The organism is Streptomyces sp. NPDC058457 (assembly GCF_042720695.1).
In the GTDB taxonomy this organism is placed as follows: domain Bacteria; phylum Actinomycetota; class Actinomycetes; order Streptomycetales; family Streptomycetaceae; genus Streptomyces.
Genome location: NZ_JBHXLU010000096.1, coordinates 1 through 25,936 on the forward strand (window position 1 = coordinate 1; position 25,936 = coordinate 25,936).

A 25,936-nucleotide genomic window follows, 5' to 3' on the forward strand; every position below is an offset into this window, starting at 1 on the left:
GCCGCGACCGGCTGACCGAGTAGTGGGGGGGGGGGCGGGGGGGGGGCGCGGCCGCCGCCCCCCCCCCCCCCACGCCCGCGAGGTGATGGGCGTGCCGGTACCGGCCGGGGCGTGACGCCGGTCAGCCCTTGCGGTCGGCCGGTGCCGCGGAGTCCGCCCCGCTCTGGGCGGACTCCTTGAAGTCGACCTTCTGCATGTGCTTGTTCATGGACTTCATCAGGCCCCAGACCGCGACGGCCATCACCGCGAAGACGATGAAGCCGAGGACTCCGGGGGTGACCTTGTTCTCGTCGACCTCCTTGGCCAGGGGGACGAGGTGCGTCAGTGCCAGGCTTGCGCTCATGTCAGGCATTGTCGCGGATGCCCGCAAAGAGGTCGTCCTCGGGGAGGGAGGTATCGACGAGGGACTTCGCCAGCTCGTACTCCTCGGTCGGCCAGACCTCCTTCTGGAGGTCCATCGGCACCTTGAACCAGCCGCCGTCCGGGTCGATCTGCGTGGCGTGCGCGATCAGGGCCTTGTCACGGATCTCGAAGAAGTCCGCGCACGGGATGTGCGTGGTCAGGGTGCGCTCGGTGCGCTCGAACTCGCTCCACCGCTTCAGCCAGTCCCCGTACGGCGACTCCAGGCCGCGCTCCAGCATGGCGTTGTGCAGCGCCTCGGTGCGCGGGCGGTTGAAGCCCTGGTTGTAGTACAGCTTCTGCGACTGGAAGACCGGCCCGAACTCGGCCTCGGGGTACTTCTCGGCGTCCGCCGCGCCCTCGAAGGCCACCATCGAGATCTTGTGGGTCATGATGTGGTCGGGGTGCGGGTAGCCGCCGTTCTCGTCGTAGGTGGTGATCACCTGCGGGCGGAACGCGCGGATCTTGCGCACCAGCTCGCCGGCCGCCTTGTCGACGTCCTCCAGGGCGAAGCAGCCCTCGGGCAGCGGCGGCAGCGGGTCGCCCTCGGGCAGGCCGGAGTCGACGAAGCCGAGCCACTCCTGCTTGACGCCGAGGATCTCGCGGGCCTCGTCCATCTCCTTCTTGCGTACCTCGTGGATGTGCTCCTCGATGTACTTGTCGCCCTGCAGCTTGGGATTGAGGATGGAGCCGCGCTCCCCGCCCGTGCAGGTCACGACCAGCACGTCCACCCCCTCGGACACGTACTTCGCCATGGTGGCCGCGCCCTTGCTCGACTCGTCGTCGGGGTGGGCGTGGACGGCCATCAGTCGCAGCTGGTCAGTCAAGACTCAATCCTTGGTAAGTCGGCGCCCCGGTAGCTCGGGGGCAATCGGCGGCTTCTATAGTGACCGAATCGGGGGGCGAATAATTCCGGGGTCCGGAGGACGATCATGAGTACCGCGAGCACGCGGCTGCCCGAGGGCCGCTACGGCAGCGCCTCGGACGAGCGCGCCGACCGCAAGCTCAAGGTCGCCGGCGCCCTGCTGGGCGCGCTGCTGCTCGTCCTGGTCGGCTACTGGGCCTACCACTATGTGGTGCAGAACAAGATCAGCGCCCAGGTCGTCACCTTCGACGCCTCGGCCGACGCGGTCAAGGTGCATCTGGAGGTCCACAAGGACTCCGGCGCCTCCGGTTACTGCACACTGCGCTCCCAGGCGGCGGACGGCTCCGAGGTGGGCCGGGCGGACTTCCACTTCACGGGTTCCGCGACCGAGATCGACAGGGTGGTCACGCTCCGTACGACGGCCCGGGGCACCACGGCGGAGCTGCTCGGCTGCCACGCCGACTGACGTCAGCCACAATACGTAGGCTCTGACCTGCGTTGACGTAATTCTGATGGCTTATGTCCTCCCCCTTCCGCCGTTGAATTGTTAGGCTCGTGGTTTCGCCCTTCCGTGAAGGAACATGCTTCTGGGTAGGGCGATGCTTTGTATTCCCAGTACCTACGAGGAGCACCTGTGACCCAGACCAGCGAGAACGTCACCTGGCTGACCCAGGAGGCGTACAACCAGCTCAAGGCCGAGCTGGAGTACCTGTCTGGTCCCGCGCGCGCCGAGGTCGTCGCCAAGATCGCGGCCGCGCGCGAGGAGGGCGACCTGCGCGAGAACGGCGGGTACCACGCGGCCAAGGAGGAGCAGGGCAAGCAGGAGCTCCGGGTGCGCCAGCTGACCCAGCTCCTGGAGACCGCCAAGGTCGGCGAGGCCCCGGCGTCGGCGGACGGCGCGGTCGCGCCCGGCATGGTGGTGACGATCGCCTTCGACGGTGACGAGGACGACACCATGACCTTCCTCCTCGCCTCCCGCGAGTACGCCAGCGCCGACGTCGAGACCTACTCCCCGCAGTCGCCCCTGGGCACCGGGGTGATCGGCCACAAGGTGGGCGAGAACGCGGAGTACGAGCTGCCCAACGGCAAGAAGGCCTCGGTGAAGATCCTGAAGGCCGAGCCCTACTCGGGCTGACGCGCACAGACACCTGCCCCCGGCGTCCGCGGGACGCCGGGGGCCTTGTCGTGCCGTGCGTCACAAAGCACTCCTAGTGCCTGACGGGACATATGCGGCCGGACGAGTGGTCCGGGAGGTACTGCGAGCGCTCCTGTGCGGTCAGGTCACGGTCGACGGCGCGGCAGATCTTCTGTATCAGAAGGTCGGGCGGGGGCACGGTGACATCCCACAGCCGGACGGTGCGGTCGTCGCCGCCGGAGGCGAGAGCGTGGCCGTCCGGGCTCGACGCCACCGCACGCACCGGCCCGGTATGCCCGTTGAGGACGGACCGGACCGTGCCGGTGGACACGTCCCACAGCCGCACGGAGTGATCGTAGCTGCCGGAGACCAGGGCGCGGCCATTCGGAGAGAACGCCACCGCATCCACCGGGCCGGTATGCCCGGCGAGGGTGGAGCGAAGCGTCCCTGTGGCCGCGTCCCACAGCCGCACGGTGCGGTCGGCGCTGCCGGAGGCGAGAGTTTGGCCGTCCGGGCTGAACGCCACGGCATACACCGGGCCGGTATGCCCGGCGAGGGTGGAGCGAAGCTTCCTTGTGGCCACGTCCCACAACCACACGTTGTCATTGAGGCCGCCGACGGCAAGGGTGCGGCCGTCCGGGCTGAACGCCACCGCCCCGAGCGCGTTGTCCGAGGAGAAGACGGCACCCATGTCCTTCTTGGCCGCCACGTCCCACAGCCGCATGGTGCTGTCCAAGCCGACCGAGGCCAGGGTGCGACCGTCCGGAGAGAACGCCACCGCATACACCTTGTCCGTATGGCCGGTCAGAGTCGCCCGCGTTCCTCCCGTGGCCACGTCCCACAGCCGCACGGTTCTGTCGAAACTGCCGGAGGCGAGGGTGTGGCCGTCCGGACTGAACGCCAGCGACTCCACAATGTCCGCATGCCCGGTCAGCGTGGCTCTCGTCCTGCGAGTGGCGACGTCCCACAACCGCACTGTGCCGTCGGCACCGCCGGTGGCGAGCAAGCGGCCGTCCGGGCTGAACGCCACCGACTGCACGGCGTCCGTATGACCGGTCAACGTGGCTCGGCTCTCTGCCGGAACGATGTTCCACAGCCGTGCTGTGCGGTCGTCGCTGCCGGAGGCGAGGGTGTGGCCGTCCGGACTGAACGCCACCGACTCCACCGCGTCGGTGTGGCCTCTGAAGACGGAGCGGACCTTGCCTGTGTCCGCGTTCCACAACCGCACCGTGCTGTCGGCGCTGCCGGCAGCGAGAAGGCGGCCGTCCGGACTGAACGTGACGGAGTCCACCCGGTCGTCAAATCCAGTCAGCGTGGTACGGCTCGTTCCCGTGGCCGCGTCCCACACCAGCACGGAGTCGTCGTCGCTGCCGGAGGCGAGGCTTCGGCCGTCCGGACTGAACGCCACCGACTCCACCACGTCTGTATGGCCCTTGAGGACGGCGCGTGGAGCGCCCGTAGCCGTGTCCCACAACCGCACGGTGTGGTCGTCGCTGCCGGAGGCGAGGGTGCGGCCGTCCGGACTGAACGCCACCGACTCCACCAGGTTGGTGTGGCCCTTGAGGACGGCGCGCGGGGCGCCGGTAGCCGTGTCCCACAACCGCACAGTGTGGTCGTCGCTGCCGGTGGCGACAGTGCGGCCGTCCGGACTGAACACCACCGACCCCACCGCGTCGGTGTGGCCCTTGAGGGTCGTGCTCATCCTGCCGGTGGCCGCATCCCACAGCCGCACGGTTCCGTCGCCGGCACTGCCTGCCACAGTACGGCTGTCGGGGCTGAACGCCACCGCGTCCACCCAGTCGGTGCTGCCCTTCAGCGTGGAGCGGTTCGTACCGGTGGCCGCATCCCACAGCCGCACCGACTGGCCGGTGCCGCCCGTGGCCAGGGTGCGGCCGTCCGGGCTGAACGCCACGCCGTACACCCGGCCGGTGCGGTCGAGGAGGGATCGCTTGAGCGGAAGTTCCGCGGCTTTGGCGAGGCTTCCGATCGCTTCGCGAGTGGCGTCTGTGCGGTAGGCGCCGACGGCCAGGAGCGCGGCACGGTCGGGCTGGGTGTCGATGAGTTCGCCGGACTCCATGGCCAGTTCCCGGGACAGTGCCTGCTGCCGTTCGGCGATCGCCGTCTGCCGCTGCCAGATGGCTCCTCCGGCCGCGACGAGGACCAGGACGAGCAGGGACGCGAGGATGGCGTTGAGCCGTCTGCTGCGCCGGATGGTCGCCTGCTGCTGGTGCTTGCCGGCCGTGAGGAAGGCGGCCATGTCTTCCGGCACAGGACGTTGCTGTGCCCATTCGAGGCCTTCCGCGAGGGCCGTTCCTCTGAGCAGATCTGCGGGATCGTTGCTCTGGGCCCAGCGGGTGCGCTGGTGACGGGTGCGTTCGAACCATTCGCGGAACCGGTGGTCCTGGGCCACCCAGTCGCGCAGAGCGGGCCAGTCGCGGATCAGTGCGTCGTGGATCAGTTCGGCCACGGGCTGTGCCGAGCCCGTCTCGGCGGGGTCGGAGATCTGCGGCGTGTAGCTGGTGATGATGCGATGCCGGACGAGGGCGGCCAGGACCTCGTCGACGGTCTCGCCGCCCTGTGACGCGTCGTGGGGGTCGGCCGCCAACTCGCGCAGTTCCTGCAGCGGGACCTGTTCCCGGATGGCGGGGATGTTGTGTTCGGGGTCGGCGGGGCGCACCAGCGAGGTGAGCATGCGCTGTGCCACGGGGCGTTGCCCGGCGGGAAGTTGTTCCAGGGCGGTGTCGCACCAGGTGGTCAGGCTGCCGGTGACTCCGCCGATGCGCCGGTAGGCGTCGTGGGTGAGGTATCCCTCGTCGCGACGCTGCCACAGCTGGCTCAGCGCCAGTTCCAGCAGCGGCAGTACGGTGACCGGTGCCCGCTTGGTGGCGGCCGCCTCCGGGGTGATGGCCAGCACGTCGGCGATGATCTGCTCGGGCAGTCCGTGCTCCAGGCGTCCGCCCGCCGCCTCCGCCGGCCGGGTGATGATGTCGCACAGATCCTGCTCGCTGAGGGTGTGGGGGATGTTGAGGAGGCCGGGTACCGCGGCTTCCAGCAGCTTGGGTGCCAGGGCCGCCTGTTGCGGGTAGAAGTCGTCGCGCATGGCCAGGATCACGCTCAGCTTGGCGCGCGATCTCACTGCCGTGGTGATCTGGTCTGTCGCGGCCAGACGGCGTTCCATGCGCCCATCGGTGGAGGGCAGCGTGAGGAGTTCCTCGAACTGGTCGATGACCAGCACGATGCGTTCCACCGCGGGCTCGGCCGCCAGTTTGCGCGTGACGGCCTCCGCGATCCCGTCATCGGCGGCACCCGGCAGCCCCGCACGTTCCAGTTCTGCCAGCAGATCCAGCCCCGGACGAGTGACCACCGGCAGCCACCTGTCGCTTCCCGGGAGCGCGCCCGCGGCCAGCTTGGGGAGGACGCCGGCCTGCACGAGCGAGGACTTGCCCGAGCCGGACGGCCCGAGAAGCAATGTCACATGGTGCCGCTGCAGGTTCGTCAACACCTGGCGCACCGCGTCCGAGCGGCCCTCGTACCACCGGGCGTGTTCCGCGGTGAACGGCTCCAGTCCTCGGTAGGGGCACACGTCCTGAAGGGTCAGTTCCGGGCAGATCCGGCGCAGGGTCTGCGTCGGGGTGACGTAGGCGATGTCCTGGCCGCGCTCGTAGGCGTCCGGGACGGTGATCTCGGTCAGCATGCCGACCACCAGGCCGGTGACCTCGTCCATGACCGGACCGCCGCTGAATCCGGTGGTCAGGTCGTTCGCGGCCGTCAACTGCAGATGACCGGGGCTGCTCACCGTGGTCGGCAGCAGATCGCCGGCGGTGCCGTAACCGAAGTGGCCGCCGGGCGGAGCCTGAGCGGGGAACCCGAACGAGCGCACCCGGTGGCCGCTGCAGCCGTCCGCGGGGCCCAGTGGCAGCGGGTGCACACCGGCCGGCATGCGGCTCAGCCGGATCATGGCCACGTCTTCGTCCTCGGGAGGCCGCCAGGGTCCCTCCAGGACCAGGCCCTCGACCCGGCGGGCGCCGTCCGCATGGGGGAAGCTCAGTGCGACCTGCTGCCCAGGCCCGACTCCGGCAGCCTCCGCCACGTGTGCGCAGGTGACCAGGAGGTCCTCGGCGACCAGAAAACCGGCTCCGGTGATCTGCTCGTCGGCGGAACCCAGGATCTGCGCCACCGCGTTCCACAGTCCCGACAAGGGGACGTGGTTCTCGCCCGTGTCGTCGACACTCATGGGATCAACCCACTCAATCACTCCCGTCGGAATGACCGGGAGCGCTCTTCCAGGTCATGGCGACCTTCAGATGACTGTTGGCGCTGCTCTTGGTGATCACGGCTCCGGCCTCCACCGCGAGGTCGACACCGAATTCGACCGTGATCTCGTCGGGGGCCGCCTTGCGCAGTTCGTCGAGCGCGGTACGCGCTGCCCGGCTGACCGAACTCAGGGCCTCCTGCAGGCTCTCCGGCAGATCGCGCACCACATCGCCGATCCGGCCTGCCTTCACCGGTCCGTCTCCCATGACAGGGGCTTCGACCAGGATGGAGCAGCCGTCCTCCAAGGCAATGCGTGCCAGCTGTACCAAGGGTCCTCCTACTTCGGGGAGTCAGGTAAATCAGCTGGGGAGGTTTTCTCCGCTTTCCACCAGTTTCTCCCCTTCTCGCTTCGGTGGCAAACGGCGGCGGAGGGGAACTCTCCATCGGCACAGAAAAGTTGACACTGAAACATTTCGCTGAATTCCGGGCGCCGGCCCGGTGCCGTGCGACAGCACCCGGGAAGAGAGGCGGCCAAGAGACTCGACCAGCGTCGCCACGACACCGATCCGACTCCCCGCCAGATTCAGGATGCGGTCCGGAACTTGGCGGGACACCTCCTCGCCGCCGGCAGAACCGAAGCCAGGCTGCCAGGTCCTACAGCGATCAGCCCGCGGCCCGGCGGTACTTGCGGACCGCCAGCGTCCGGAACATGGCGATGATCAGGACCGAGTGGATCAGCGACGCCCACACCGGGTGCTGCATCGGCCAGGCACCCGACAGGGACCGGCCGGGGTTGCCGAAGAGCACCCGGCAGGCCTGCTGGTTGCGTAGGCCCCGGCCAGCTTCCAGACCCGCGTCCGCACTTCGGAACGTGCGGCCCGGATCGCAGCGCGAGCCTTCGGGCCGGACGCGGCGAGAGCGTCGACGAGACGGGGAACCGTCGGATCGGAGGCCACCGGGCCGAACACAACCGGCTGGCCCGCAGCATGCCGACGTCGGCCAGACAGTCCCCGCCGAGTGCGACGGCCAGGGCCACATCCAGCAGGATCTTGCCCGGACCGTGCACGGCCCGAGGCCTGCGCCACGGCGTGAGAGCCGCCGATATCGCGGTGTCCAGACCGGGCTTGCGGACCGTCTCGACCAGCAGCACCGAGCCGGCCTGGGCAACCACCCCGCGACCGCCGCCCTCGACACGGACACGCGGGCAGGACCCTCTACATCTTGTCGGGTAGCCGGAGTCCATTGCTGGACCCCGGCCCCCTCAGAACCGTACGTGCACGTCATCCGCGCATACGGCTCAAGCAAGCCCCAAAGGCTCTCCGGTGTGCAGGGTTTCCTCGCGGCCGTCCGTGTATGGGCGTTGACGGCATGAGGCGTGGGTGAGGCGGAGCTGAACCCCATCCGGCGTCTTCGTCCCTTGGTAAGCGATGTGTTGGGTCTTGATCGCTTTCCGGGTGGTGCGGAGCCACTGCTCCCACTCCCTTGGGGACTGCGGGGACCGATCTGCGTGCAGGAGCAGTTGCCCGCACCGATGGCAGCGGCCCGTTTGCGTCTTCAGTAGACGCATGGTGGCCCGGTCCAGCGGCAGTGGGGCGCCCTTGCGACGGCGGTCGGCCCAGTAGTCGGCCAGAGCAGGGTCGTCCGGGGACGCCCCGCCCTTGACCAGCTGATGCCGGATGATTTTCGTCCAGGCGAACCGGACCAGGTAGGCGCCGCTGTCGCGGTCACCGAACACCCAATTGTCCTGACGTGCAGGGTTGAAGCGGCCGAAGTACCGCCTCATGATCCAGCGCCTCGGCTTCTTCGGGTGCCTGGGCAGCGCCCACCGGTAGGTGAGCTGCCACAGGTAGGCGTCCAGCGAGGCGAAGACCTCTTTGGACACCACCGTCCGGTAGTAGGCCGCCCATCCGCGAACGATCGGATTGAGCGTCCGCAGTACTGCCGCAGGCTCCGCACCGCGAAGGGCCCGGATTTCCTCCCGCAGTCTGCCCCGGATCCGCTTGACGGCCGCTTTGCTGGGCTTGATCAGCAGCTTTCCGCTTTGGTAGCGGCGCACGTTGAACCCGAGGAAGTCGAAGCCGGTTTCCGCGTGGACGATGTGTGTCTTGTCCTCGTTGAAGACCAGCCCCCGGGGCGCGAGCCACTCGGCAAGCCGTGCCTTGACCTGCTCAGCCGCAGCGCGGCTGTGGCACATCGCCACGAGGTCGTCAGCGTATCTGACCAGCACAGGAGCGTTCGGCATGATCTCTCCGGCCCGTCGGCCCGGAGGGTGATACCGCACGCCCGCAGCCATCTCCATCCCATGCAGAGCGATATTCAGCAGCACGGGGCTGATCACACCGCCCTGGGGAGTTCCCTCCTCGGTCGGTGTGAACCTCCCGCGTTCCACGACCCCGGCCTTCAGCCATTGCCGGACCAGTCCCCGGGCAGGGAAAGTGCCGAGCCCGGCCAGAAGCTGGTCGTGATCGATGCGGTCGAATGCCGCCGCCAGGTCCGCGTCCAGGATCCACACGCGCTGCGGGTTCTTGCCGCTGAGCGTATTGAAGATGACCCCGATCGCGTCATGGCAGCCCCGGCCCGGACGGAAGCCGTACGACCTCGCCTCGAACCGGGCCTCCCACTCAGGTTCCAGCGCCGCCGACACACGGGCCTGATGAGCCCGGTCGACGATGACGGGGATGCCGAGCGGGCGCCGCTTGCGTCCTCCCGCCTTCGGGATGAACACCCGCCGGACCGCGCGGGCCTGCCAGTTACTGCCGCGCTGCTGGATGAAGCGCACCAGTTCCGACTTGCCCGAGGCGGTGAGTACGACCTGATCGTCGATCCCCGCCGTCTTGCGTCCGGCGTTGACCTCCGTCACCCGCCGCACGCTGACCAGCGTGTTGCTCAGGCTCCGGAGCATCAACTTCTGCAGGTTCCTGACCTTCGCCAGGTCCCCTTCCTTCGATGCCGTGAAGATGCGTTGGCGCAGACGGCGTACGTCTTTCTCCGCCTGGTCCCAGTCGATGCCGGGCCAGTCCACGAAGCCGCCCTCCGGTCCGTTCACCCCGGCCGGGGCGTCCAACTTGTCCTTCGGTGCTGTCGCTGCTGTCATCGTCCCTCCTCACAGGCTCACCCGGCTCACGTCAGCGTCCTTTCGGACTCGGACATCGGTCCGTATCCGGCGAGTTGGCCAAAGCGGCGGCGGAGAGTCCACCGCCCGTAACTGCCTTGGTTTCCTCCGGCCTTTCGGCGTGCCGGCCTTCGCTTCTTGAGCCGTCCTTTCCCGCCGGAAACGTCAGCCTTCCTCGCGGTCGGCCCACCGCCCGTCCGGTCTGGACGGGCGGCTTCCGTCGGGGTTTCCACGTTCCGCGTGTCTGAGCTGCGACCGGGTTGGGTGCCCTCTATATCCCGGGGCGGCGGTGTCCTCCCGGGTGGCGTGAAGCATCCGCCCGGCGCCTGCCGCGTTCCAGCGGCCTGCCCTGTACCCCGCTGTCGCTTCCCACCGGCGGGGCTTTCTCTCACGAGACGTCATCGAGGGTTCACGGTTGTTCACCCGTCCGGTCTTCCCCTTGCCTGTTGCCCTCGGGTGGAACGAGGGCACTTGGGCTTGTGCCCGGAGCTTCACACCCCGCCGTTACCAGCGACGCATGTCCGGGTGGGGACAGGTCATCGGACACTGACCCGGGGCTACTCTGTCGCCGACGCCATCGCCGACCTCCTCTCCGAGAGAGCCCACTCAACACACGCGACCTCGTGTCGCACCTTCACCTGGGAAGTGCCTCTTCCGCTACCACGTACAGGACCCTCAGCAAGCCCTATCGTTGCAGCTCAGGGGCACTTTCTGCTTTCTCGATCACCTGCCGGACCATGGCGCGGTCAATGGCTTGGGAGAGGGCCAGCCTTCCGCCTTGGCCACGCCGATGGGGCAGGACACGCCCGTGCCGGCGAGCCTGTGCTGCCGTGTGCCTCATCGGCTGCCGTTTGCCGGGCTGGTCCGTCACCCCAGGAGGTGGGCAAGTGACCCGTCTCCAGCGGGATACGGGCGTTCCTGTGGCGGCAGCCGGGCCGCGGAGGTCAGGTCGCCACTGCTGGCGAGGGAGTGGATCTCATGGGCGAGCGGGGTCACGTCGCAGCCCCGAACGGGGCGCGGACAGCCACAGCAACCGGCCCTGGCCGTCGGCGAGCGCCAGGAAGAACAATCCGCGCCGCGGGGACCGTCCACAAGAAGCGCGGGACGGGTGCGGCGAGCGGGATCCGCTCGTGACCCATCAGGGCGTCCGATGGACGACAGAGTCCGTCATGAGCCGTTGAACGACCCCAGCCCTCGCAGACGGCGCTGTCGGCGCCTCTCGTGCAGCGCCCTGAGCCCGAGAGCGCGTCCTGTGCACGTGCCGGCGGGTGCTCACTGCCCGGTGAGCGATCCGTCGGCGCAGAACCCGCGCATCGGTCTGCGTGTTTTCTTCGGTCCGGCCGAGCGGCAGGCGGTCGTCGATCACCGAGTCGACGGCGGCAACGAGCCGACATTCAGGGCGACTTCCGGTCGCCAGGCAACCTGCGTCGACTTCTTACCCTTTTCACAGATGGCACACAAGCACCTCCTTCCGTGCCTGCAAGACGTGCACGACTCGTCCCGACCAGACGCAGAAAGAGCACCCATGACCAGACACCACCCCAATGCCTTACGGCGTTCGGCGGTCATCGCCGCTGCCGCCCTCACCGTCGGCGCCGCCGGAACCCTCGCCGCACCCGGCGCGGGAGCGGCGACACCGGCGGGCACGCCGAAGCTCCAACTGATCGCCGCTACCCCCGCGGTGACCGTCGACCGATGGGAAGGCGAGCCGGGGCTCTACCTGGACCTCGGCACCTACATCACGGTCGACGGGGGACCGTTCGAGCTGCGGGTGACGCGCAAGTCCTACAACGACCCCGTCGTCGCGTCGCAGGTGATCCGCTCCGGCGGCCGGACGGTGACCAAGACGCTGCCGAAGGGCCTGGTGAAGGACTTCTCGGGGCTGCCGGGCTTCCTCAAGGTCAGCATCAGCGACGAATCGGGCGCGAAGAAGGTCGACACCACGCAGTCGTTCTGCCCGAACAACCGGGCGGGCCGGATCCGGCCGGACGCCCCGGCCACCTCGAAGTACCCCGACGGTTGCTCCGACAACGCGTTCGCGCTCGGCGGGGTGTGGGGTGTCGAGAAGGGCTGGGCGGCCGCCACGTCCCAGGGCTTCCGTGGGGACGACACGATCGACCTGCCGGCCGGCGTCTACACCGCGAAGGTTTCGGTGGCGAAGAAGTATCGCGACCTGTTCGGAATACCGGACAAGACGCAGACCATCAAGGTGACGGTCCGCCAGCAGGACTCCGGCGGAGGCCAGGGTCTGGCCGGCGCCGAACGCGGGCAGAAGAGCGCGTCGAAGAGCCCGAAGCCGGCCGCCAAACGCCCGGTCGGCAAGGCGGCCGTCGCCGCCGACATGCCCAAGCCCGACCTGCGTGCCCTCCCCGCGTACGGCATCGCGATCACCGACGGGGCCGAGGGCGGAGCGGGTGCCGTCGCCGGCAAGGACTACCTCGCCTTCAGCGCCACCGTCTGGAACGGTGGCCCCTCGCCGCTGGTCGTGGACGGGTTCCGCAAGCCCGGCGCGGAGAAGATGGACGCGTACCAGTACTTCTACGACGCCAAGGGCAAGCAGGTCGGGTACACACCCACCGGCACCATGGAGTGGGACCCGCGGGAGGGCCACCAGCACTGGCACTTCAGCGACTTCGCCAGCTACCGGCTGCTCGGCGCGGACAAGAGGGAGATCGTCCGCAGCGGCAAGGAGGCGTTCTGCCTGGCCAACACCGACGCCATCGACTACACGGTGAAGAACGCCAACTGGCACCCGTACAACACCGACCTCGCCACCGCCTGCGGTGAGGAAACCGCCGTCTCGGTGCGCGAGGTGCTCGACGTCGGCAACGGCGACACCTACAGCCAGTACCGGCCCGGTCAGTCCTTCGACGTCACGGACCTGCCGAACGGCACCTACTACATCCAGGTCATCGCCAACCCGGACAACCGGCTCAAGGAGCAGAGCACGGCCAACAACGTCACGTACCGCAAGGTCGTCCTCGGCGGCACACCGGGCGCCCGCACGGTGACCGTGCCGAAGTACGGCCTCATCGACGCTCCCTGATCACCCGGCGGGCGGAGGCAGACGCCTCCGCCCGCTCACCGGCAGGACGCCGGTCGTACGGCACGACGCGTGTCCGCCGCTCCGCAACGGACCCATGATTTCGCGATGCACTTTGCCTCTCACGGGAATTCGCCTGGCGCACCGAGCTCGTCGAGGAGGACGCGATGCAGTCGGGCCCAGGCGCCCCCGGCTCCATTGGGCGAAGCGACGGGAGACGCTGAGCCATGCAGGGCCGAAGAACGGCGGCAGTTGCCGCCACGTTTAGCCCGAATTGGCCACGAAGTCGTACGGGGTACCTGGGCTTGACCTCCGTCCCGCCCAACCCGCAGCACCCACCCGGGTTTTTGCTGCTCGAAAGGTACTGCTGGTGGTAACGCTCGGCCCGGTAGATGGCGCTCGACCGATACGGCAGCCCGTGGCTACCAGCAATGTGAGCGGCCGCAGACGGGCACTTCGGAGGCCACCTCTGAGGCAGTCTGCGAGGCCTGTGCAGGACCCGGCTGCGGCGTCCGGAAGGCAACCGACGGCAACGGTGGGCAAGAAGGCGGAAGGCTCACCGCAGCCGCCTTCTCCTCGTTTCCCCCTGCCAGCGCCTCAACCACCCGATCGAGTGCCTCGCTCACCTCAGTGGGTGTGACCGCTCGAAGCCGGCGACGGAGCGGTGTCCTTGACCGTAAGAGGCAGCAACTTCTTACCGGTCGGGCCGATTTGTATGGTCGTATCCATCGCCGGACGCACCCCCCGCAGTTGAGAGAGCCCTGCTCAGCCAGCCGCCCGACGGTACTTACGGACCGCCAGCGTCCGGAAGGCCAGGATGATCACGATCGACCAGATCAGCGAGGCCCAGACCGGATGCTGCATGGGCCAGGCGTTGGATGCGTTGAAGCCCGGCGGGAGGTTGCCGAACAGTTCGCGGCACGCCTGCACGGTGGCGCTGAACGGGTTCCACTCCGCGATGTGGCGCAGGAAGGTCGGCAGGTGGTTCGCGTCCACGAATGCGTTGGAGATGAAGGTCAGCGGGAACAGCCAGATCAGACCGCCTGAGGTCGCCGCCTCGGGAGTGCGTACGGTCAGGCCGATGAGTGCGCCGATCCAGGAGAACGCGTAGCCGAGCAGCAGGAGCAGGGCGAAGCCGGCGAGTACCTTGCCGAAGTTCTCGTGCGTGCGCCAGCCGACTATCACCGCGACGACGGCCAGGACGACGAGGGTGAGTGCCGTCTGGACCAGGTCGGCGAGGGTGCGTCCGGTCAGGACCGCACCGCGGGCCATAGGTAGGGAGCGGAAGCGGTCGATCAGGCCCTTGTGCATGTCGTCGGCGATGCCCGCGCCGGCGCCCGCCGTGGCGAACGTGACGGTCTGGGCGAAGATGCCGGCCATCAGGAACTCGCGGTAGGACTGGGTGGAGCTGGACGAGCCGACCTGGATCGAGCCGCCGAACACATAGGTGAACAGCACCACGAACATGATGGGCTGGATCAGCCCGAAGATCAGCATCTCGGGAATCCGGCCCATGCGAATCAAGTTTCTGCGGGCCACGACCATGGAGTCGTTCACGGCACTCACTTCACGGCCTCCTTGCGGGCGTCCTTGCGGGTGTCCTTCTTACGGCCCTTTTCGCCGTTGCCCTCGGGCTTCTCCTCGGCCACGTGTCCGGTCAGGGACAGGAAGACGTCGTCGAGGGTGGGACGGCGCAGGGCGATGTCGTCGATCTCGATGCCCCGGGAGTCCAGCTCGCGGATGACCTCGGCGAGCAGCTTGGCGCCGCCGGTGACGGGCACGGTGAGCCTGCGGGTGTGATCCTCGACGGTGGTGTCGCCCTTGCCGAAGCCGCGCAGCACCTCGGCAGCGGTCCGGATGTGCTCGCGCTCGTGCACCACGACCTCGACGCGCTCGCCGCCGGTGCGGGCCTTTAGCTCGTCGGAGGTGCCCTGGGCGATGACCTTGCCGTGGTCGACGACCGCGATGTCGTGGGCAAGGTGGTCCGCCTCTTCCAGGTACTGGGTGGTGAGCAGCAGGGTCGTGCCGCCGGAGACCAGTTGCTGGATGACCTCCCACAGCTGCTGGCGGTTGCGGGGGTCGAGGCCGGTGGTCGGCTCGTCCATGAACATGACCGGCGGGGAGACGACGAGGGCGGCGGCGAGGTCGAGGCGGCGGCGCATGCCGCCGGAGTAGGTCTTGGTGGGGCGGTCGGCGGCGTCGGTGAGGTTGAACTGCTCCAGCAGTTCGACCGCGCGGGCCTTCGCCTGCTTGGCCCGCATCTGGTAGAGCTGGCCGACCATCTGCAGGTTCTCGCGGCCGGTGAGGTACTCGTCGACCGCCGCGAACTGTCCGGACAGGCCGATGGAGCGGCGTACGGCGTCCGGCTGCTTGAGCACGTCTATCCCGGCGACGACGGCCCTGCCGCTGTCGGGGCGGAGCAGGGTCGTCAGGCAGCGGACGGCCGTCGTCTTGCCCGCGCCGTTCGGACCGAGCAGTCCGAGGACCGTGCCTTCGGGGACGTCGAGGTCGACGCCGTCCAAAGCCCTTACGTCACCGAAGGTCTTGACCAGGCCTTCGGCATAGATGGCGCCTGGCATATGGGTCTCCACGTCGTCGAGGATTCTGCGAGAAAGAGTAGATATGCGGCCCTCGGCGCGCCTATGGTTTTCCGCCGGTGCGACGGCGGACGGGGCAGGGGCAGCCGTGACCACGCGACACACCATAACGCGATGTATCGCGTCCGTCGACGGATTTTCCCGAACGAGTGAATGAACGGTGGCTGACCTGGACGTTCACCGCCGCGAGCGGGAGCCGGGGGCTGGAGCCGGAGCCCAGAGCACCGTCGGCGGTACGGCTGCCCCCGCCGCCGCTCAGTCGATGACCGTGTAACCGGCCTCGCGCAGAGCCTGCTGGACCTCGACGCAGTGCTCCGGGCCCTTGGTCTCCAGGAGCAGCTCCACCTCCGCCTCGGTGAGTCCGAGCCGGGGGTCGGTCCTGACATGGCCCACGTCGAGGACGTTGGCGTCCGCCACCGACAACACCCCGAGGAGCGTGGCGAGGGCACCGGGACGGTCGGTCAGCCGCAACCGTACGGCCAGGTAACGGCCCTGCGCGGCCATGCCGTGCCGCAGCACCCGCTGCAGCAGCACCGGGTCGACGTTGCCGCCGGACAGCACGGCGACGACGGGTCCGGGGAAGGCGCCGGGCTCGCCCAGCAGCGCCGCGACCGGGCTGGCCCCGGCCGGTTCCACCACCATCTTGGCCCGCTCCAGGCACAGCAGCAGCGCGGCGGACAGCTGGTCCTCGCTGACCGTGCGGACCTCGTCGACCAGTTCCTCGATGATCGCGAACGGCACGTCACCCGGCCGTCCGACCTTGATGCCGTCGGCCATCGTCGCCGGGTTCGCCACCGTGACCGGGCGCCCGGCAGCCAGCGAGGGCGGATACGCGGCCGCACCCTCCGCCTGGACGCCGACGATCCGCACGTCCGGCCTGACCGCCTTGACGGCGACCGCGATCCCGGCCGCGAGACCGCCGCCGCCGACACCGACGACGATCGTGCCCACCTCGGGGCACTGGTCCAGGATCTCCAGCCCGACCGTGCCCTGACCGGCGATGATGTCCGGGTGGTCGAAGGGGTGGATGAACACCGCACCCGTCTCGGTCGCGTACTCCTGGGCGGCGGCCAGCGTCTCGTCGACCACCTGACCGTGCAGCCGCACCTCCGCGCCGTAGTCCCGGGTGGCGCTGATCTTGGGCAGCGGGGCGCCCTTGGGCATGTACACCGTCGCGTGCACACCGAGCAGCGCCGAGGCCAGCGCCACGCCCTGCGCGTGATTCCCGGCGCTCGCGGCCACGACTCCGGCGGCGCGTTCCTCGGGCAGCAGCCCGGCGATCCGGACGTAGGCGCCGCGCAGCTTGAAGGAACCGGTCCGCTGGAGGTTCTCGCACTTGAGGTGCACCGGCGAGCCGACCAGCTGGGACAGGTGCCTGCTGCTCTCCATCGCGGTCGCCCGCGCCACGCCCGTGAGCATCTTCTGGGCGCCGCGTACGTCGTCGAGGGTGACGGGGCGCAAGGAGTCAGCCGTGCTGTAGCTCATGACTCAAGTCTCGCAGTTCACAGGCCGAAGGCGCGGGTGTGACCAAGCTCCGAGACCGGTTTGCGCAGCGCCGGTACGGCTCGCCCCCTGTCCGCGTACTCTGTCCCCCACATCAGCACTCCTTTCATGAAGTGAGCTCCCCGCCATGCCCACAACACCTGAAATGTCGATGGACATGACGACCGTCGGTGACAGCGGTCTCCTCGACACGCTGCAGCACGAGGTGGCGGTGTTCGCCCGCCGTGCCGAACAGACCCGGCTGGGCGGCGTCGGGCAGGTACGCAACTCCATGGACCGCGCCGCGTATCTGCTGCTCAACCGCCTGGACAAGGAAGGCCCCATGGGGGTCAAGGCACTCGCCGCGAGCATGGGGATCGACTCGTCCACGGTCACCCGGCAGGTGGCTCCGCTGGTCGACACCGGGCTCGTCAAGCGCACCTCGCACCCCGAGGACGGCCGGGCCGTGGTGCTCCAGCTGTCCCCGCGCGGGCTGTCGCGGCTGGAGGAAGTACGTTCGTCCCGGCGCCAGTTGATGGCGGAGTTGACGCAGGACTGGGAGCCGGAGGAGCGCGAGACGTTCTGCGCGCTGCTCACCCGCTTCAACACCGCGCTGTCCGCGCGGATGGCCGTGCCGCCGGGCACGGACGCCCCGTCGGCCTCCTGACCGTCCGCATGTCGGCCTCCTGACCGTCCGCATCCGCCACGCGCGTGTGCCGCGCGGCTCTTGACCGTGGGCCCGCCCCTGGCCTCATATGAGACCGGGCCCCGTCGTACCCGTGTCCGGGGCCCCAGGGTCGGGGAGGCACGGTGCGCGATCGGCAGGTGTTGCAGGACGCCCGCCGGGCCCGGGAGTTCGAGGCGTTCGTCGCGGGCGCGGCAGGACGGCTGCTGCATGCCGCCACCCTGCTGACCGCCGAGGCGCCGGACGCCAACCCCCGCGCGCGACGCCTGCTGACCCTCGCGCTCGCGCACACGTACGCGTGCTGGGACCGGCTGCGCGGCGAGGATCCGTACGACCGGGCCCGTCAGTACCTCGCTATGCGCTTCGCGAACTCCGCGTGGCACCAGTACGGCGGCCCGCTCAGCCGCACCCGCCCGCACCCCCGCAGCGCCCTCGCCGTGCTCACGCCCCGTGAACGCCTGGTCCTGGTGCTACGGCTGTACGAGGGGGTCGCCGAGGAGCAGACGGCGGCGCTGCTCGGTCTGCCGACGGAACGCGTGCACGCCCTCTGCGACCGGGCGACGGCCACCCTGCTGCATCCGCCGCGCAAGGCGGCACCAGCGGTGCTGGGGGCGAAGGTGGCACCGTCGTGAACCGCGTCGAACGCGAGGCCGCGGCCCGGCGGCTCATGGAGCAGGCGCCGCCCCGGGTACCGCCCGACCTCTACGGCGAGGTCCTGCGCCGGGGCGGCCGGATGCTGCGGCGCCGGCGCAGGGCCCGCCGCCTGCTGTGGCTGCTGCTGTGCGCGGCTGCGGTGGCGTTCACGGTCTGGGCGGCGACGGTGCATCCGTGGGTGGAGCCGCCGTCCACGACGACTCCGCCCATCGTCGGCTGGTGAGCCGGCGGGTAGACCGACCGGACTAGCCGAGCGCCTGCTGGAGGTCTTCCAGCAGGTCGTCGACGTTCTCGATGCCCACGGACAGGCGCACCAGGTCGGCGGGCACCTCCAGGGCGGAACCGGCCGCCGAGGCGTGCGTCATCCGCCCCGGGTGCTCGATCAGGGACTCGACGCCGCCCAGGGACTCGCCGAGAGTGAACACCTTCGCGCGGTTGCAGACCTCGACGGCCGCTTCCTCGCCGCCCGTCACCTGGAAGGACACCATGCCGCCGAACGCCTTCATCTGCTTGGCGGCGGTCTCGTGCCCCGGGTGCTCGGGCAGGCCCGGGTACAGGACCCGCGTCACGCGCGCGTGCCGGCTCAGCATGTCGGCGATCTTCGTGGCGTTCTCGCTGTGCCGGTCCATGCGCACCGCGAGCGTCTTGGTGCCGCGCAGTACCAGCCACGAGTCGAACGGTCCGGCGACCGCGCCCATCGCGTTCTGGTGGTAGGCCAGCTCCTCGCCGAGCGTCTGGTCCGACACGATCAGCGCGCCGCCGACCACGTCCGAGTGACCGCCCATGTACTTCGTCAGCGAGTGCACGACGACGTCCGCGCCGAGTGAGAGCGGCTGCTGGAGGTAGGGCGTGGCGAAGGTGTTGTCGACGACCAGCCGGGCACCCGCGTCGTGGGCGACCTGGGCGACGGCGGCGATGTCGGTGATGCCGAGCAGCGGGTTGGAGGGGGTCTCCACCCAGACCGCCTTGGTCTTCGGGGTGATCGCGGCACGCACGGCGGACGGGTCGCTGGTGTCGGCCACGGACCACTCCACGCCCCACCGGGAGACGACCTTCGCGAACAGCCGGAACGTGCCGCCGTAGGCGTCGTTCGGGATGACCACGTGGTCACCGGGGCTGAGCAGCGTGCGCAGCAGGGCGTCCTCGGCCGCCAGCCCGGACGCGAACGCGAGGCCGCGCCGGCCGCCTTCCAGGGCGGCGAGGTTCTCCTCTAGGGCGGTCCTGGTGGGGTTGGCGCTACGGCTGTACTCGTAGCCGCCGCGCAGGCCGCCGACGCCGTCCTGCTTGTAGGTCGAGACCTGGTAGATCGGCGGTACGACCGCACCGGTGAGGGGGTCCGCCGTGTTGCCCGCGTGGATGGCGAGCGTCTCGAAGTGCTGACTGATGTGGTGCCTTTCGCTCATGGTTGACGAGCCTAGTGCTCCGATGGCCCCCGTGCGTCGTCCACAGGCCGGGGCAGCGGTTGTCCACAGGTCAGGGCACCGGTTGGCCAATTGTCGGCGCAGTCTGGTTCGCTTGACGCATGGCGATTCTCTGGGCCCTGATGGCGGCGCTCCTGCTGAGCTTCGCGCTGCTCCCCGTCCTGCGGCGGCGGCGCGGCATGATCGAGCAGGTGCACCCGGGCCACCCGGACGCCGCCGACCCGGCGGACTACGGCTTCGTGCGCGAGGAGGACCTGGACATCCGCATGCCGGGCCCCGACCAGGACCTGCTGGACGTCCTCGACGTCGTGCAGCACACCCAGGACTACCGGGCGGCCTCGCAGCTGCTCGCGGGCACGGAGATCGCGGGCGAGCTGCGCTGGCAGCGCGTGCAGGCCTTCGCCGGCGCGGCGGCGCTGGAGCTCAGGGAGCGGCCGGGCGGGGTCAGTGAGACGCCGGGCGGGCAGTGGCTGCGGGTCTGGCGGGCCGAGCAGCCCAAGGACGCCGGCGGCGCGGCCGTACACGCGGAGTTCCTGGTCCAGCAGGCGTGGCGGACGTCGACGCCGGGCACCGACGACTTCCGGATCATCATGGAGGAGGCCAGGGACGCCTGCGGGCAGGCGGCGCTGCTCTCCCCCGGGGACCCGGTGCCGTACGTGATCGAGCTGTCGGTGGCGCGGGGGCTGAACTACTCGCAGTCCGAGTTCGAGCAGCTGTGGCTGAGGATCCTGGACCGCGCGCCCGCGCACATGGGGGCGCATCTGGCGGCGCTGCACTACTGGTGCGAGAAGTGGCACGGCTCGCGCGAGCTGGCGTACTCCTTCGCCGAGGCCGCCGCCGCCCGCGCCCCGCAGGGCTCGCTGCTGGCCGCGATGCCGCTGTTCGCGGTCTTCGAGCACCTGCCCGAGGTGAACCTGGTGGTGAGCTTCTACCAGAGCGAGGTCGTCACCAAGGCCGTCCACGGCGCCCTGCACGCGGTGCACTCGGCGCGCCAGGACGATCCGATGCTCGCGCACGTCCGTCATCTGCTGGTCTTCTTCCTGGTGCGTTCGGAGCGCTGGGCGGAGGCCATGGGCGAGCTGATACGCGTCGACGGGCATGTGGGGGCCCTGCCGTGGACGCTGTCCGCGAACCCGGCCGCCGAGTTCGCCCTCTACCGTGCGCTGGCGGTGGCGGGGTACGAGGCGAACGGCGGGAGCCCGGCGACGCTGCACAGCTGAGGGGGCCGACAAAAAGACACGTCGTGTGTCGGCTGCGGGTGAGTGGGGGCTGGTCGCGCAGTTCCCCGCGCCCCTTACGGGGCACCTGAGTTCCGTTCGTTTTCCCCAATTCTTGGGGTCCTGTGGGGGGATCTGCCCGATGGGCGCAACTCTGCGGGCGCTGCGCGCCCTTGTTCTGCTCTGTGGTTTCTATCTGCTGAGCCTCGTCCTGCTGGCGGTGGCGGCCGTCGTCGACGTGGCGGCGGTGACGTGGGCGCCCGACGCCTTCGCCGGGAAGATCGTGATCGTCTCCCTGCTGCTGGCGATCCCGGTCGTGAGGGGCATGGCCATGCTCCGGACGCCCAGGGGCGAGGACCCGCCCGGCCTTCCGGTCACGGAGGCCGACGAGCCCCGGCTGTGGGCGCTGGTGCGGGAGCTCGCGGCGGCCACCGGCACGCGCGCGCCGGACGCCGTCGTGCTCACCGGTGACGTCAACGCGGCGGTCGGCGAGGAGCCCCGGCTGCTCGGCCTGCGTCCCGGACCCCGCCGTCTCCACCTGGGCGTGCCGCTGCTGACCGGACTGACCGAGGCCCGGCTGAAGGCCGTACTCGCCCATGAGTACGGCCACTTCACCGGCGGTGACACCCGGTTGTCGGCGCTCGCCGTGCGCGGCCGGGTGCAGATCGGGCGGACGGTCGGGCACTTCCACGCACGGGCCGACGGCAAGGAGGCGGCCGAGCGGACCCGGCAGGAGAAGGCCGCCGCCAGGCGGACCGCGAAGGGCAGGCAGGCCAGGGCGATCGACACCGCCGGGGCCGGGATCACGTACCGGCTGATGGCGGCGGTCTACACGGCGTACGCGAGGCTCTACATGCGGGCCACGCTGTCGACGGCCCGCGCGCAGGAGTACGCCGCCGACCTGGCCGCCGCGCGGATCGCCGGCCGGGACGCGACGGCGTCGGCGCTCCGCGAGATCCCCGTGCTGTCCGCCGCCCACGACTTCTACCTCGACTCGTACGCGACGCTCGGCCTGCGGGCCCGGCAACTGCCGCCGCGTGGGCAGTTCTTCGGCGGCTTCGGCCGGATGCTCACGGCGCGCGGGACGGAGTTGGCGGGACTGCGGGAGGAACTTCCTTCGGAGCCGAGATCGCCGTACGACTCGCATCCGCCGATCGCCGACCGGGTGCGGCGGATCGAGGCGCTGCCCGCCGACGGGCGCGGCGCGGAGGACGGCGGCCCGGCCCTCGCGCTGCTCGCCGACCCGGCTCGGACGCTGGCCGCGCTGGAGGACGCGGTACTGACCGACGAGGTGCGGCAGTTCGAGCGCGCCGGGGAGTGGGGGCAGTTGCTGGGTTCGTCGATGGCCGTGGGGCTGGCCTCGCTCGACACCCCGCTGCACCGGGCGCTCGCCCTCCACACGGAGGGCCGGCCGACACTGCCCGCGCTGCTCACGGTGATCGACGAGGGCCGGCTGTGGCAGCTGGCCCGGCACCTGCCGCTGTCGGACCAGGAGACGGCCGGGCGGGACCGGGAGTTCCGGGAGGCCGTACGGCCGGTGCTGCGGGACGCGCTGCAGAGCATGGTGCTGGCCGAGTTCAGCGCGCGGTCCCTGCTGCACTGGGAGTTCTCCTGGTCGCGGCCGGCGGCGGTACGGCTGCCCGGCTCCGCCTCCGACCTCGACGGCGAGGCGGGCACGGAGGCCGCGTTCCACGCCGCGGTGGCGGCCGCGCTGGCCGACCGCCCCGACACCGGCCCGCTGCGGGCACTGCTGCCGCCGGCCCCGCAGCCGGCCTGACCCGGCCGCCGGCGCGCCGAGGCTCCGGGCCGGCGGAACGGGAGAGCCGGGAGGAACGGAAGAGGCCGGAGGAACGGGAGAGCCCGGAGGAACGGGAGAGTCGCGGACGGAGAGCGCGGGGAGGAACCTGGAAGGCACGGAGGCAAGGTGGTGGCTATGGGGACGCCGTCGACGCATTTCAGCGAGAGTCCCGAGGATCCGTTCGCCCTCGGGCGTGGGGCCTCGGCCGTGCTGGACGATCGCGGCACCGTGGTCGGCTGGAGCGCACGTGCGCAGGAGTTGCTGGGCTATCCGGCCGGGAAGGTGCTCGGCCGGGCGTGGCAGGACCTCCTGGTGGACGCCGGTGACCTGCCTGTCGTCCGATCCGTCGTCGTGGCCGCCGTGAAGGCGGGGGGCTGGTTCGGTGTCCTGCCTGTCCGGCACCGTGACGGACGCCGTGTGGAGATGGGTTTCCGGGCCCGTGCGATCGCCCGGGAGGGAGGCGGTCGGGAGTGGCTCCTGGTCGGTGCCCCGGCCGCGGAGGTCATCGCCTGGCAGCGGGACCGTGCGCTGCTGGACGGCCTGTACCGCCGCTCCCCGATCGGTCTGGTCACGTACGGCCCGGACCGGACGGTGATCCGGGTCAACCGTGCGGTCGAGAAGGCGAGCGGTGTCCCGGCCGAGGCGCCGGTGGGCCACCGCCCCCGCGAGTTCATGGTCGACGAGGACGCCGGTCCGGCCGACGAGCGGGTACGGCACGTGCTGGAGACCGGCGAGCCGTTGATCTTCACCGAGCAGTCCGCCCGGGCACGCCACGATCCGGGCCGGGAACGGATCGTGTCCGTCTCGGCGTTCCGGATGGAAGACCCCTCGGGCCGGGTTCTCGGCGTGGCGGAGACGATCGAGGACGTGACCGACCGGCACCGGGCGCAACGCAGGCTCGCCCTGCTGAACGAGGCGAGCGCCCAGATCGGGACCTCGCTGGACGTGACGCAGACCGCCCGGGAACTGGCCGGGGTGGCCGTCCAGGGCCTCGCCGACTACTGCTCGGTGGACCTCCTCAAACCGGTGACGCTCGGTGACGAGCCGGTTTCCGGTACGGCAGGTCCGCTGCTCCGGGCCGCCCTCGCGCCACCGGAGCACCGGGTCCCGTTCCAGGAGGGCGATGTGGTCCCGCTGCTTCCGGAATCCCCGCAGGCACGGTGCCTGGCCGAGCGCCGTCCGATCCTCGAAGGGCTGCTGTCCCTGCGCCCCGAGTGGTACGCCATGGACCGGCGGCGGATCGAGATCGCCTCGGGTCTCGGCGTTCATTCGCTGATCGCGGTGCCCCTGGTCGCGCGCGGTCTGGTGCTGGGCGTGGTGAGCCTGTGGCGGTCGCGCAATTCGGAGCCTTTCGAGGACGACGATGCCGCGGTGGCCCAGGAGCTCTCCTCGCGTGCGGCCGTCTGCATCGACAACGCGCGCCGCTTCACGCAGCAGCAGAGCGCCGCTCTGACTCTTCGGCGCAGTCTGCTGCCGAGCGTGGCGTCCGACCTGCCGGCCGTGGAGGTGGCCTGCCGGTACCTTCCCGCCAGCGGTGAACCGGGCATCGGCGGCGACTGGTTCGACGTGATCCCGTTGTCAGGGGCGCGGGTCGCCCTCGTGGTGGGAGACGTGGTCGGGCACGGGATCCACGCGGCGGCCTCGATGGGCCGTCTGCGGGCCTCCGCGCGCACCCTGGCCAGCCTCGACCTGGAACCGGACGAGGTGGTGGCGCGGCTGGACGATCTGGTCAGCCTGCTGGCCACCGAGCTGGAGGCGAACGCCGGAGGCAACCACTCGGCGATCGAGCAGGTGCTCGGGGCCACCTGCCTCTACGCGGTCTACGACCCGGTCTCCCGGCACTGCTCCCTGGCCCGCGCCGGCCATCCGGCGCCGTTGGTGTCCACCCCGGACGGCGAGGTGACGGTGCTCGACCTGCCCGCGGGGCCGCCGCTGGGCCTGGGCGGGCTGCCGTTCGAGACGTTCGATCTCGTCCTCCCCGAGGGCAGCCTGCTCACGCTCTACACCAACGGCCTGCTGGAGGCGCGCAACGGCGACATCGACGCCGCGCTGATGGACCTGCACTCGTGTCTCACCTACACCACCGACCCGCTGGACCACACCTGCCACAGCGTGGTCGAAGCGCTGCTGCCCAAGGACCACCGCCCCACCGACGACATCGCGCTGCTCATCGCCCGTACCCGGGTGCTGCGGCCGCAGCGCGTCGCCTCGTGGCAGCTGCCCCTGGAGGCGACCGCCGCTGCCCGTGCCAGGGAGCTGACCACGGCGAAGCTGACCGAATGGGGGCTGCCCGAACTGGCCTTCACCACCGAGCTGGTCGCCAGCGAGCTCGTCACCAACGCCTACCGGTACGCGACCGGCCCCGCCACCCTGCGTCTCATCCGTACGCACTGCCTGATCTGCGAGGTGTCCGACACCAGCCACACCTCCCCGCACCTCCGGCGGGCCCTCAGCACGGACGAGGGCGGACGCGGACTCTTCCTGGTCGCGCAGCTCACGGAGCGGTGGGGCACGCGCTACACCCACGACGGCAAGACCGTCTGGACGGAGCAGCCGCTGTCGCCCGCATGACCGGAGTGCTACGGCGGATGCCTTCCACCACGTCGGACGTCTGCCGAAAATCAGTGGCCGCCCGACCACGCCGACCCCACGCTGTACGCCATGGAACAACCGCTACACGGGATCCGTGCGGCCTACGCCGAGTCCACGATCACCGTCTACCAGGCGTACTCGCCGGAGATCGGCCTGCCCGCCGTCCGCGAGGGCCGCTTCCCCGGCGCGTGGAAGCGCGACAGGATGACATGGATCAAGCCGTCGTTCCTGTGGATGATGTACCGCTGCGGCTGGGGCGCGAAAGCGGGGCAGGAAACCGTCCTCGCCGTCGAGATCAGCCGTGCCGGCTTCGAGTGGGCGCTGCGCCACGCCTGTCTGTCGAGTTACGTCCGCGGGCTGCACCCCGACCGAGCCGCCTGGCAGCGCCAGTTGAAGAGTGCGCCTGCTCGCGTGCAGTGGGACCCCGAGCGGGACCTGCGCCTCCAGCCGCTGCCGTACCGGTCCTTGCAACTGGGTCTCTCCGGAGAGGCCGTACGACGCTACGCGGACGAGTGGACGGTCGCCATCCGCGACGTGACCCCGCTCGCCCACCAGATCCACGCCCTCGTCAGCGGTGGTGACCTGGTCTCCGCGACCCGGCTGCTGCCACCGGAACGCCCTTATCCCGCTGAAGACGAATCCCTTGCCCACCTCCTGGGGTGACGGGCCGGACCACCGAACG

At 70.2% G+C, this 25,936-nt stretch carries 19 protein-coding genes and 2 pseudogenes; 10 read left to right on the forward strand and 11 right to left on the reverse strand.

Annotation, left to right across the window (positions count from 1 at the left end; genetic code table 11):
- Window positions 1–121: 121 nt before the first annotated feature.
- A complete protein-coding gene (locus tag ACFWPS_RS44400; protein WP_383717262.1) occupies window positions 122–352 on the reverse strand; it encodes a hypothetical protein in 231 nt (76 codons plus the stop codon).
- Window positions 345–1,226, reverse strand: coding sequence for a mycothiol conjugate amidase Mca (mca, locus tag ACFWPS_RS44405; protein ID WP_383717265.1), 882 nt, complete (start codon window positions 1,224–1,226; stop codon window positions 345–347). Before mca ends, ACFWPS_RS44400 begins: the two co-directional genes overlap by 8 nt.
- A 105-nt stretch (window positions 1,227–1,331) precedes the next feature.
- On the opposite strand from mca, the gene ACFWPS_RS44410 reads away from it, so the two are divergent.
- Window positions 1,332–1,730 (forward strand): DUF4307 domain-containing protein, encoded by a 399-nt coding sequence (locus ACFWPS_RS44410; RefSeq protein WP_383717268.1) that lies wholly within the window; start codon window positions 1,332–1,334, stop codon window positions 1,728–1,730.
- A 168-nt stretch (window positions 1,731–1,898) separates the two neighbouring features.
- On the forward strand, window positions 1,899–2,399 hold the full coding sequence (greA, locus tag ACFWPS_RS44415) for a transcription elongation factor GreA (RefSeq protein ID WP_383717271.1): 501 nt from the start codon (window positions 1,899–1,901) through the stop codon (window positions 2,397–2,399).
- Between the two features lie 73 nt (window positions 2,400–2,472).
- Here greA and ACFWPS_RS44420 read toward each other — a convergent pair whose 3' ends face one another.
- The 5 genes and pseudogenes from ACFWPS_RS44420 to ltrA form a co-directional block, all read right to left on the reverse strand.
- Window positions 2,473–6,633 (reverse strand): trypsin-like peptidase domain-containing protein, encoded by a 4,161-nt coding sequence (locus tag ACFWPS_RS44420; protein WP_383717274.1) that lies wholly within the window; start codon window positions 6,631–6,633, stop codon window positions 2,473–2,475.
- Window positions 6,634–6,646: 13 nt separating this feature from the next.
- Entirely contained in the window at window positions 6,647–6,982 is a 336-nt protein-coding gene (locus tag ACFWPS_RS44425; RefSeq protein ID WP_383717277.1) for a CU044_2847 family protein, read from the reverse strand.
- A gap of 334 nt (window positions 6,983–7,316) precedes the next feature.
- Window positions 7,317–7,472 (reverse strand): annotated as a pseudogene (locus tag ACFWPS_RS44430) (ABC transporter permease); the annotation flags it as partial.
- A 5-nt stretch (window positions 7,473–7,477) separates the two neighbouring features.
- A pseudogene (locus ACFWPS_RS44435) lies at window positions 7,478–7,896 on the reverse strand (transposase); the annotation flags it as partial.
- Between the two features lie 54 nt (window positions 7,897–7,950).
- Window positions 7,951–9,747: a group II intron reverse transcriptase/maturase gene (ltrA, locus tag ACFWPS_RS44440; protein ID WP_383717280.1), complete on the reverse strand. Its 1,797-nt coding sequence runs from the start codon at window positions 9,745–9,747 to the stop codon at window positions 7,951–7,953.
- Between the two features lie 1,543 nt (window positions 9,748–11,290).
- Between ltrA and ACFWPS_RS44445 the strand changes: the two genes are divergently transcribed.
- Window positions 11,291–12,811: a lysyl oxidase family protein gene (locus tag ACFWPS_RS44445; protein ID WP_383717283.1), complete on the forward strand. Its 1,521-nt coding sequence runs from the start codon at window positions 11,291–11,293 to the stop codon at window positions 12,809–12,811.
- 762 nt (window positions 12,812–13,573) lie between these two features.
- On the opposite strand, the gene ACFWPS_RS44450 is transcribed toward ACFWPS_RS44445, so the two are convergent.
- The 3 genes from ACFWPS_RS44450 to ilvA form a co-directional block, all read right to left on the reverse strand.
- Window positions 13,574–14,353 (reverse strand): ABC transporter permease, encoded by a 780-nt coding sequence (locus tag ACFWPS_RS44450; RefSeq protein ID WP_383717351.1) that lies wholly within the window; start codon window positions 14,351–14,353, stop codon window positions 13,574–13,576.
- A gap of 17 nt (window positions 14,354–14,370) precedes the next feature.
- Window positions 14,371–15,387, reverse strand: coding sequence for an ATP-binding cassette domain-containing protein (locus ACFWPS_RS44455; RefSeq protein ID WP_383717286.1), 1,017 nt, complete (start codon window positions 15,385–15,387; stop codon window positions 14,371–14,373).
- Between the two features lie 273 nt (window positions 15,388–15,660).
- Window positions 15,661–16,890: a threonine ammonia-lyase gene (ilvA, locus tag ACFWPS_RS44460; RefSeq protein WP_383717289.1), complete on the reverse strand. Its 1,230-nt coding sequence runs from the start codon at window positions 16,888–16,890 to the stop codon at window positions 15,661–15,663.
- Between the two features lie 169 nt (window positions 16,891–17,059).
- Here ilvA and ACFWPS_RS44465 point away from each other — a divergent pair, with 169 nt between their 5' ends.
- The 3 genes from ACFWPS_RS44465 (at window position 17,060) to ACFWPS_RS44475 (ending at window position 18,449) form a co-directional block, all read left to right on the forward strand.
- Entirely contained in the window at window positions 17,060–17,554 is a 495-nt protein-coding gene (locus ACFWPS_RS44465) for a MarR family winged helix-turn-helix transcriptional regulator (protein ID WP_383717354.1), read from the forward strand.
- A 143-nt stretch (window positions 17,555–17,697) separates the two neighbouring features.
- Window positions 17,698–18,204, forward strand: coding sequence for a sigma factor-like helix-turn-helix DNA-binding protein (locus ACFWPS_RS44470; protein ID WP_383717292.1), 507 nt, complete (start codon window positions 17,698–17,700; stop codon window positions 18,202–18,204).
- Window positions 18,201–18,449, forward strand: a complete 249-nt coding sequence (locus ACFWPS_RS44475) for a hypothetical protein (RefSeq protein WP_383717295.1) — start codon at window positions 18,201–18,203, stop codon at window positions 18,447–18,449. Before ACFWPS_RS44470 ends, ACFWPS_RS44475 begins: the two co-directional genes overlap by 4 nt.
- A gap of 22 nt (window positions 18,450–18,471) precedes the next feature.
- Here ACFWPS_RS44475 and ACFWPS_RS44480 read toward each other — a convergent pair whose 3' ends face one another.
- Window positions 18,472–19,629: a cystathionine gamma-synthase gene (locus ACFWPS_RS44480; RefSeq protein ID WP_383717298.1), complete on the reverse strand. Its 1,158-nt coding sequence runs from the start codon at window positions 19,627–19,629 to the stop codon at window positions 18,472–18,474.
- 119 nt (window positions 19,630–19,748) lie between these two features.
- On the opposite strand from ACFWPS_RS44480, the gene ACFWPS_RS44485 reads away from it, so the two are divergent.
- From ACFWPS_RS44485 to ACFWPS_RS44500, 4 genes are all read left to right on the forward strand, one after another.
- Window positions 19,749–20,867 (forward strand): hypothetical protein, encoded by a 1,119-nt coding sequence (locus ACFWPS_RS44485; RefSeq protein ID WP_383717302.1) that lies wholly within the window; start codon window positions 19,749–19,751, stop codon window positions 20,865–20,867.
- Between the two features lie 139 nt (window positions 20,868–21,006).
- Window positions 21,007–22,641, forward strand: coding sequence for a M48 family metalloprotease (locus tag ACFWPS_RS44490; RefSeq protein WP_383717305.1), 1,635 nt, complete (start codon window positions 21,007–21,009; stop codon window positions 22,639–22,641).
- 156 nt (window positions 22,642–22,797) lie between these two features.
- Window positions 22,798–25,233 carry a SpoIIE family protein phosphatase gene (locus ACFWPS_RS44495; RefSeq protein WP_383717308.1) on the forward strand — a complete coding sequence of 812 codons (2,436 nt, stop codon included), beginning with the start codon at window positions 22,798–22,800 and terminating at the stop codon, window positions 25,231–25,233.
- Window positions 25,234–25,323: 90 nt separating this feature from the next.
- Window positions 25,324–25,917 (forward strand): DUF4291 domain-containing protein, encoded by a 594-nt coding sequence (locus ACFWPS_RS44500; RefSeq protein WP_383717311.1) that lies wholly within the window; start codon window positions 25,324–25,326, stop codon window positions 25,915–25,917.
- Window positions 25,918–25,936: the final 19 nt, after the last annotated feature.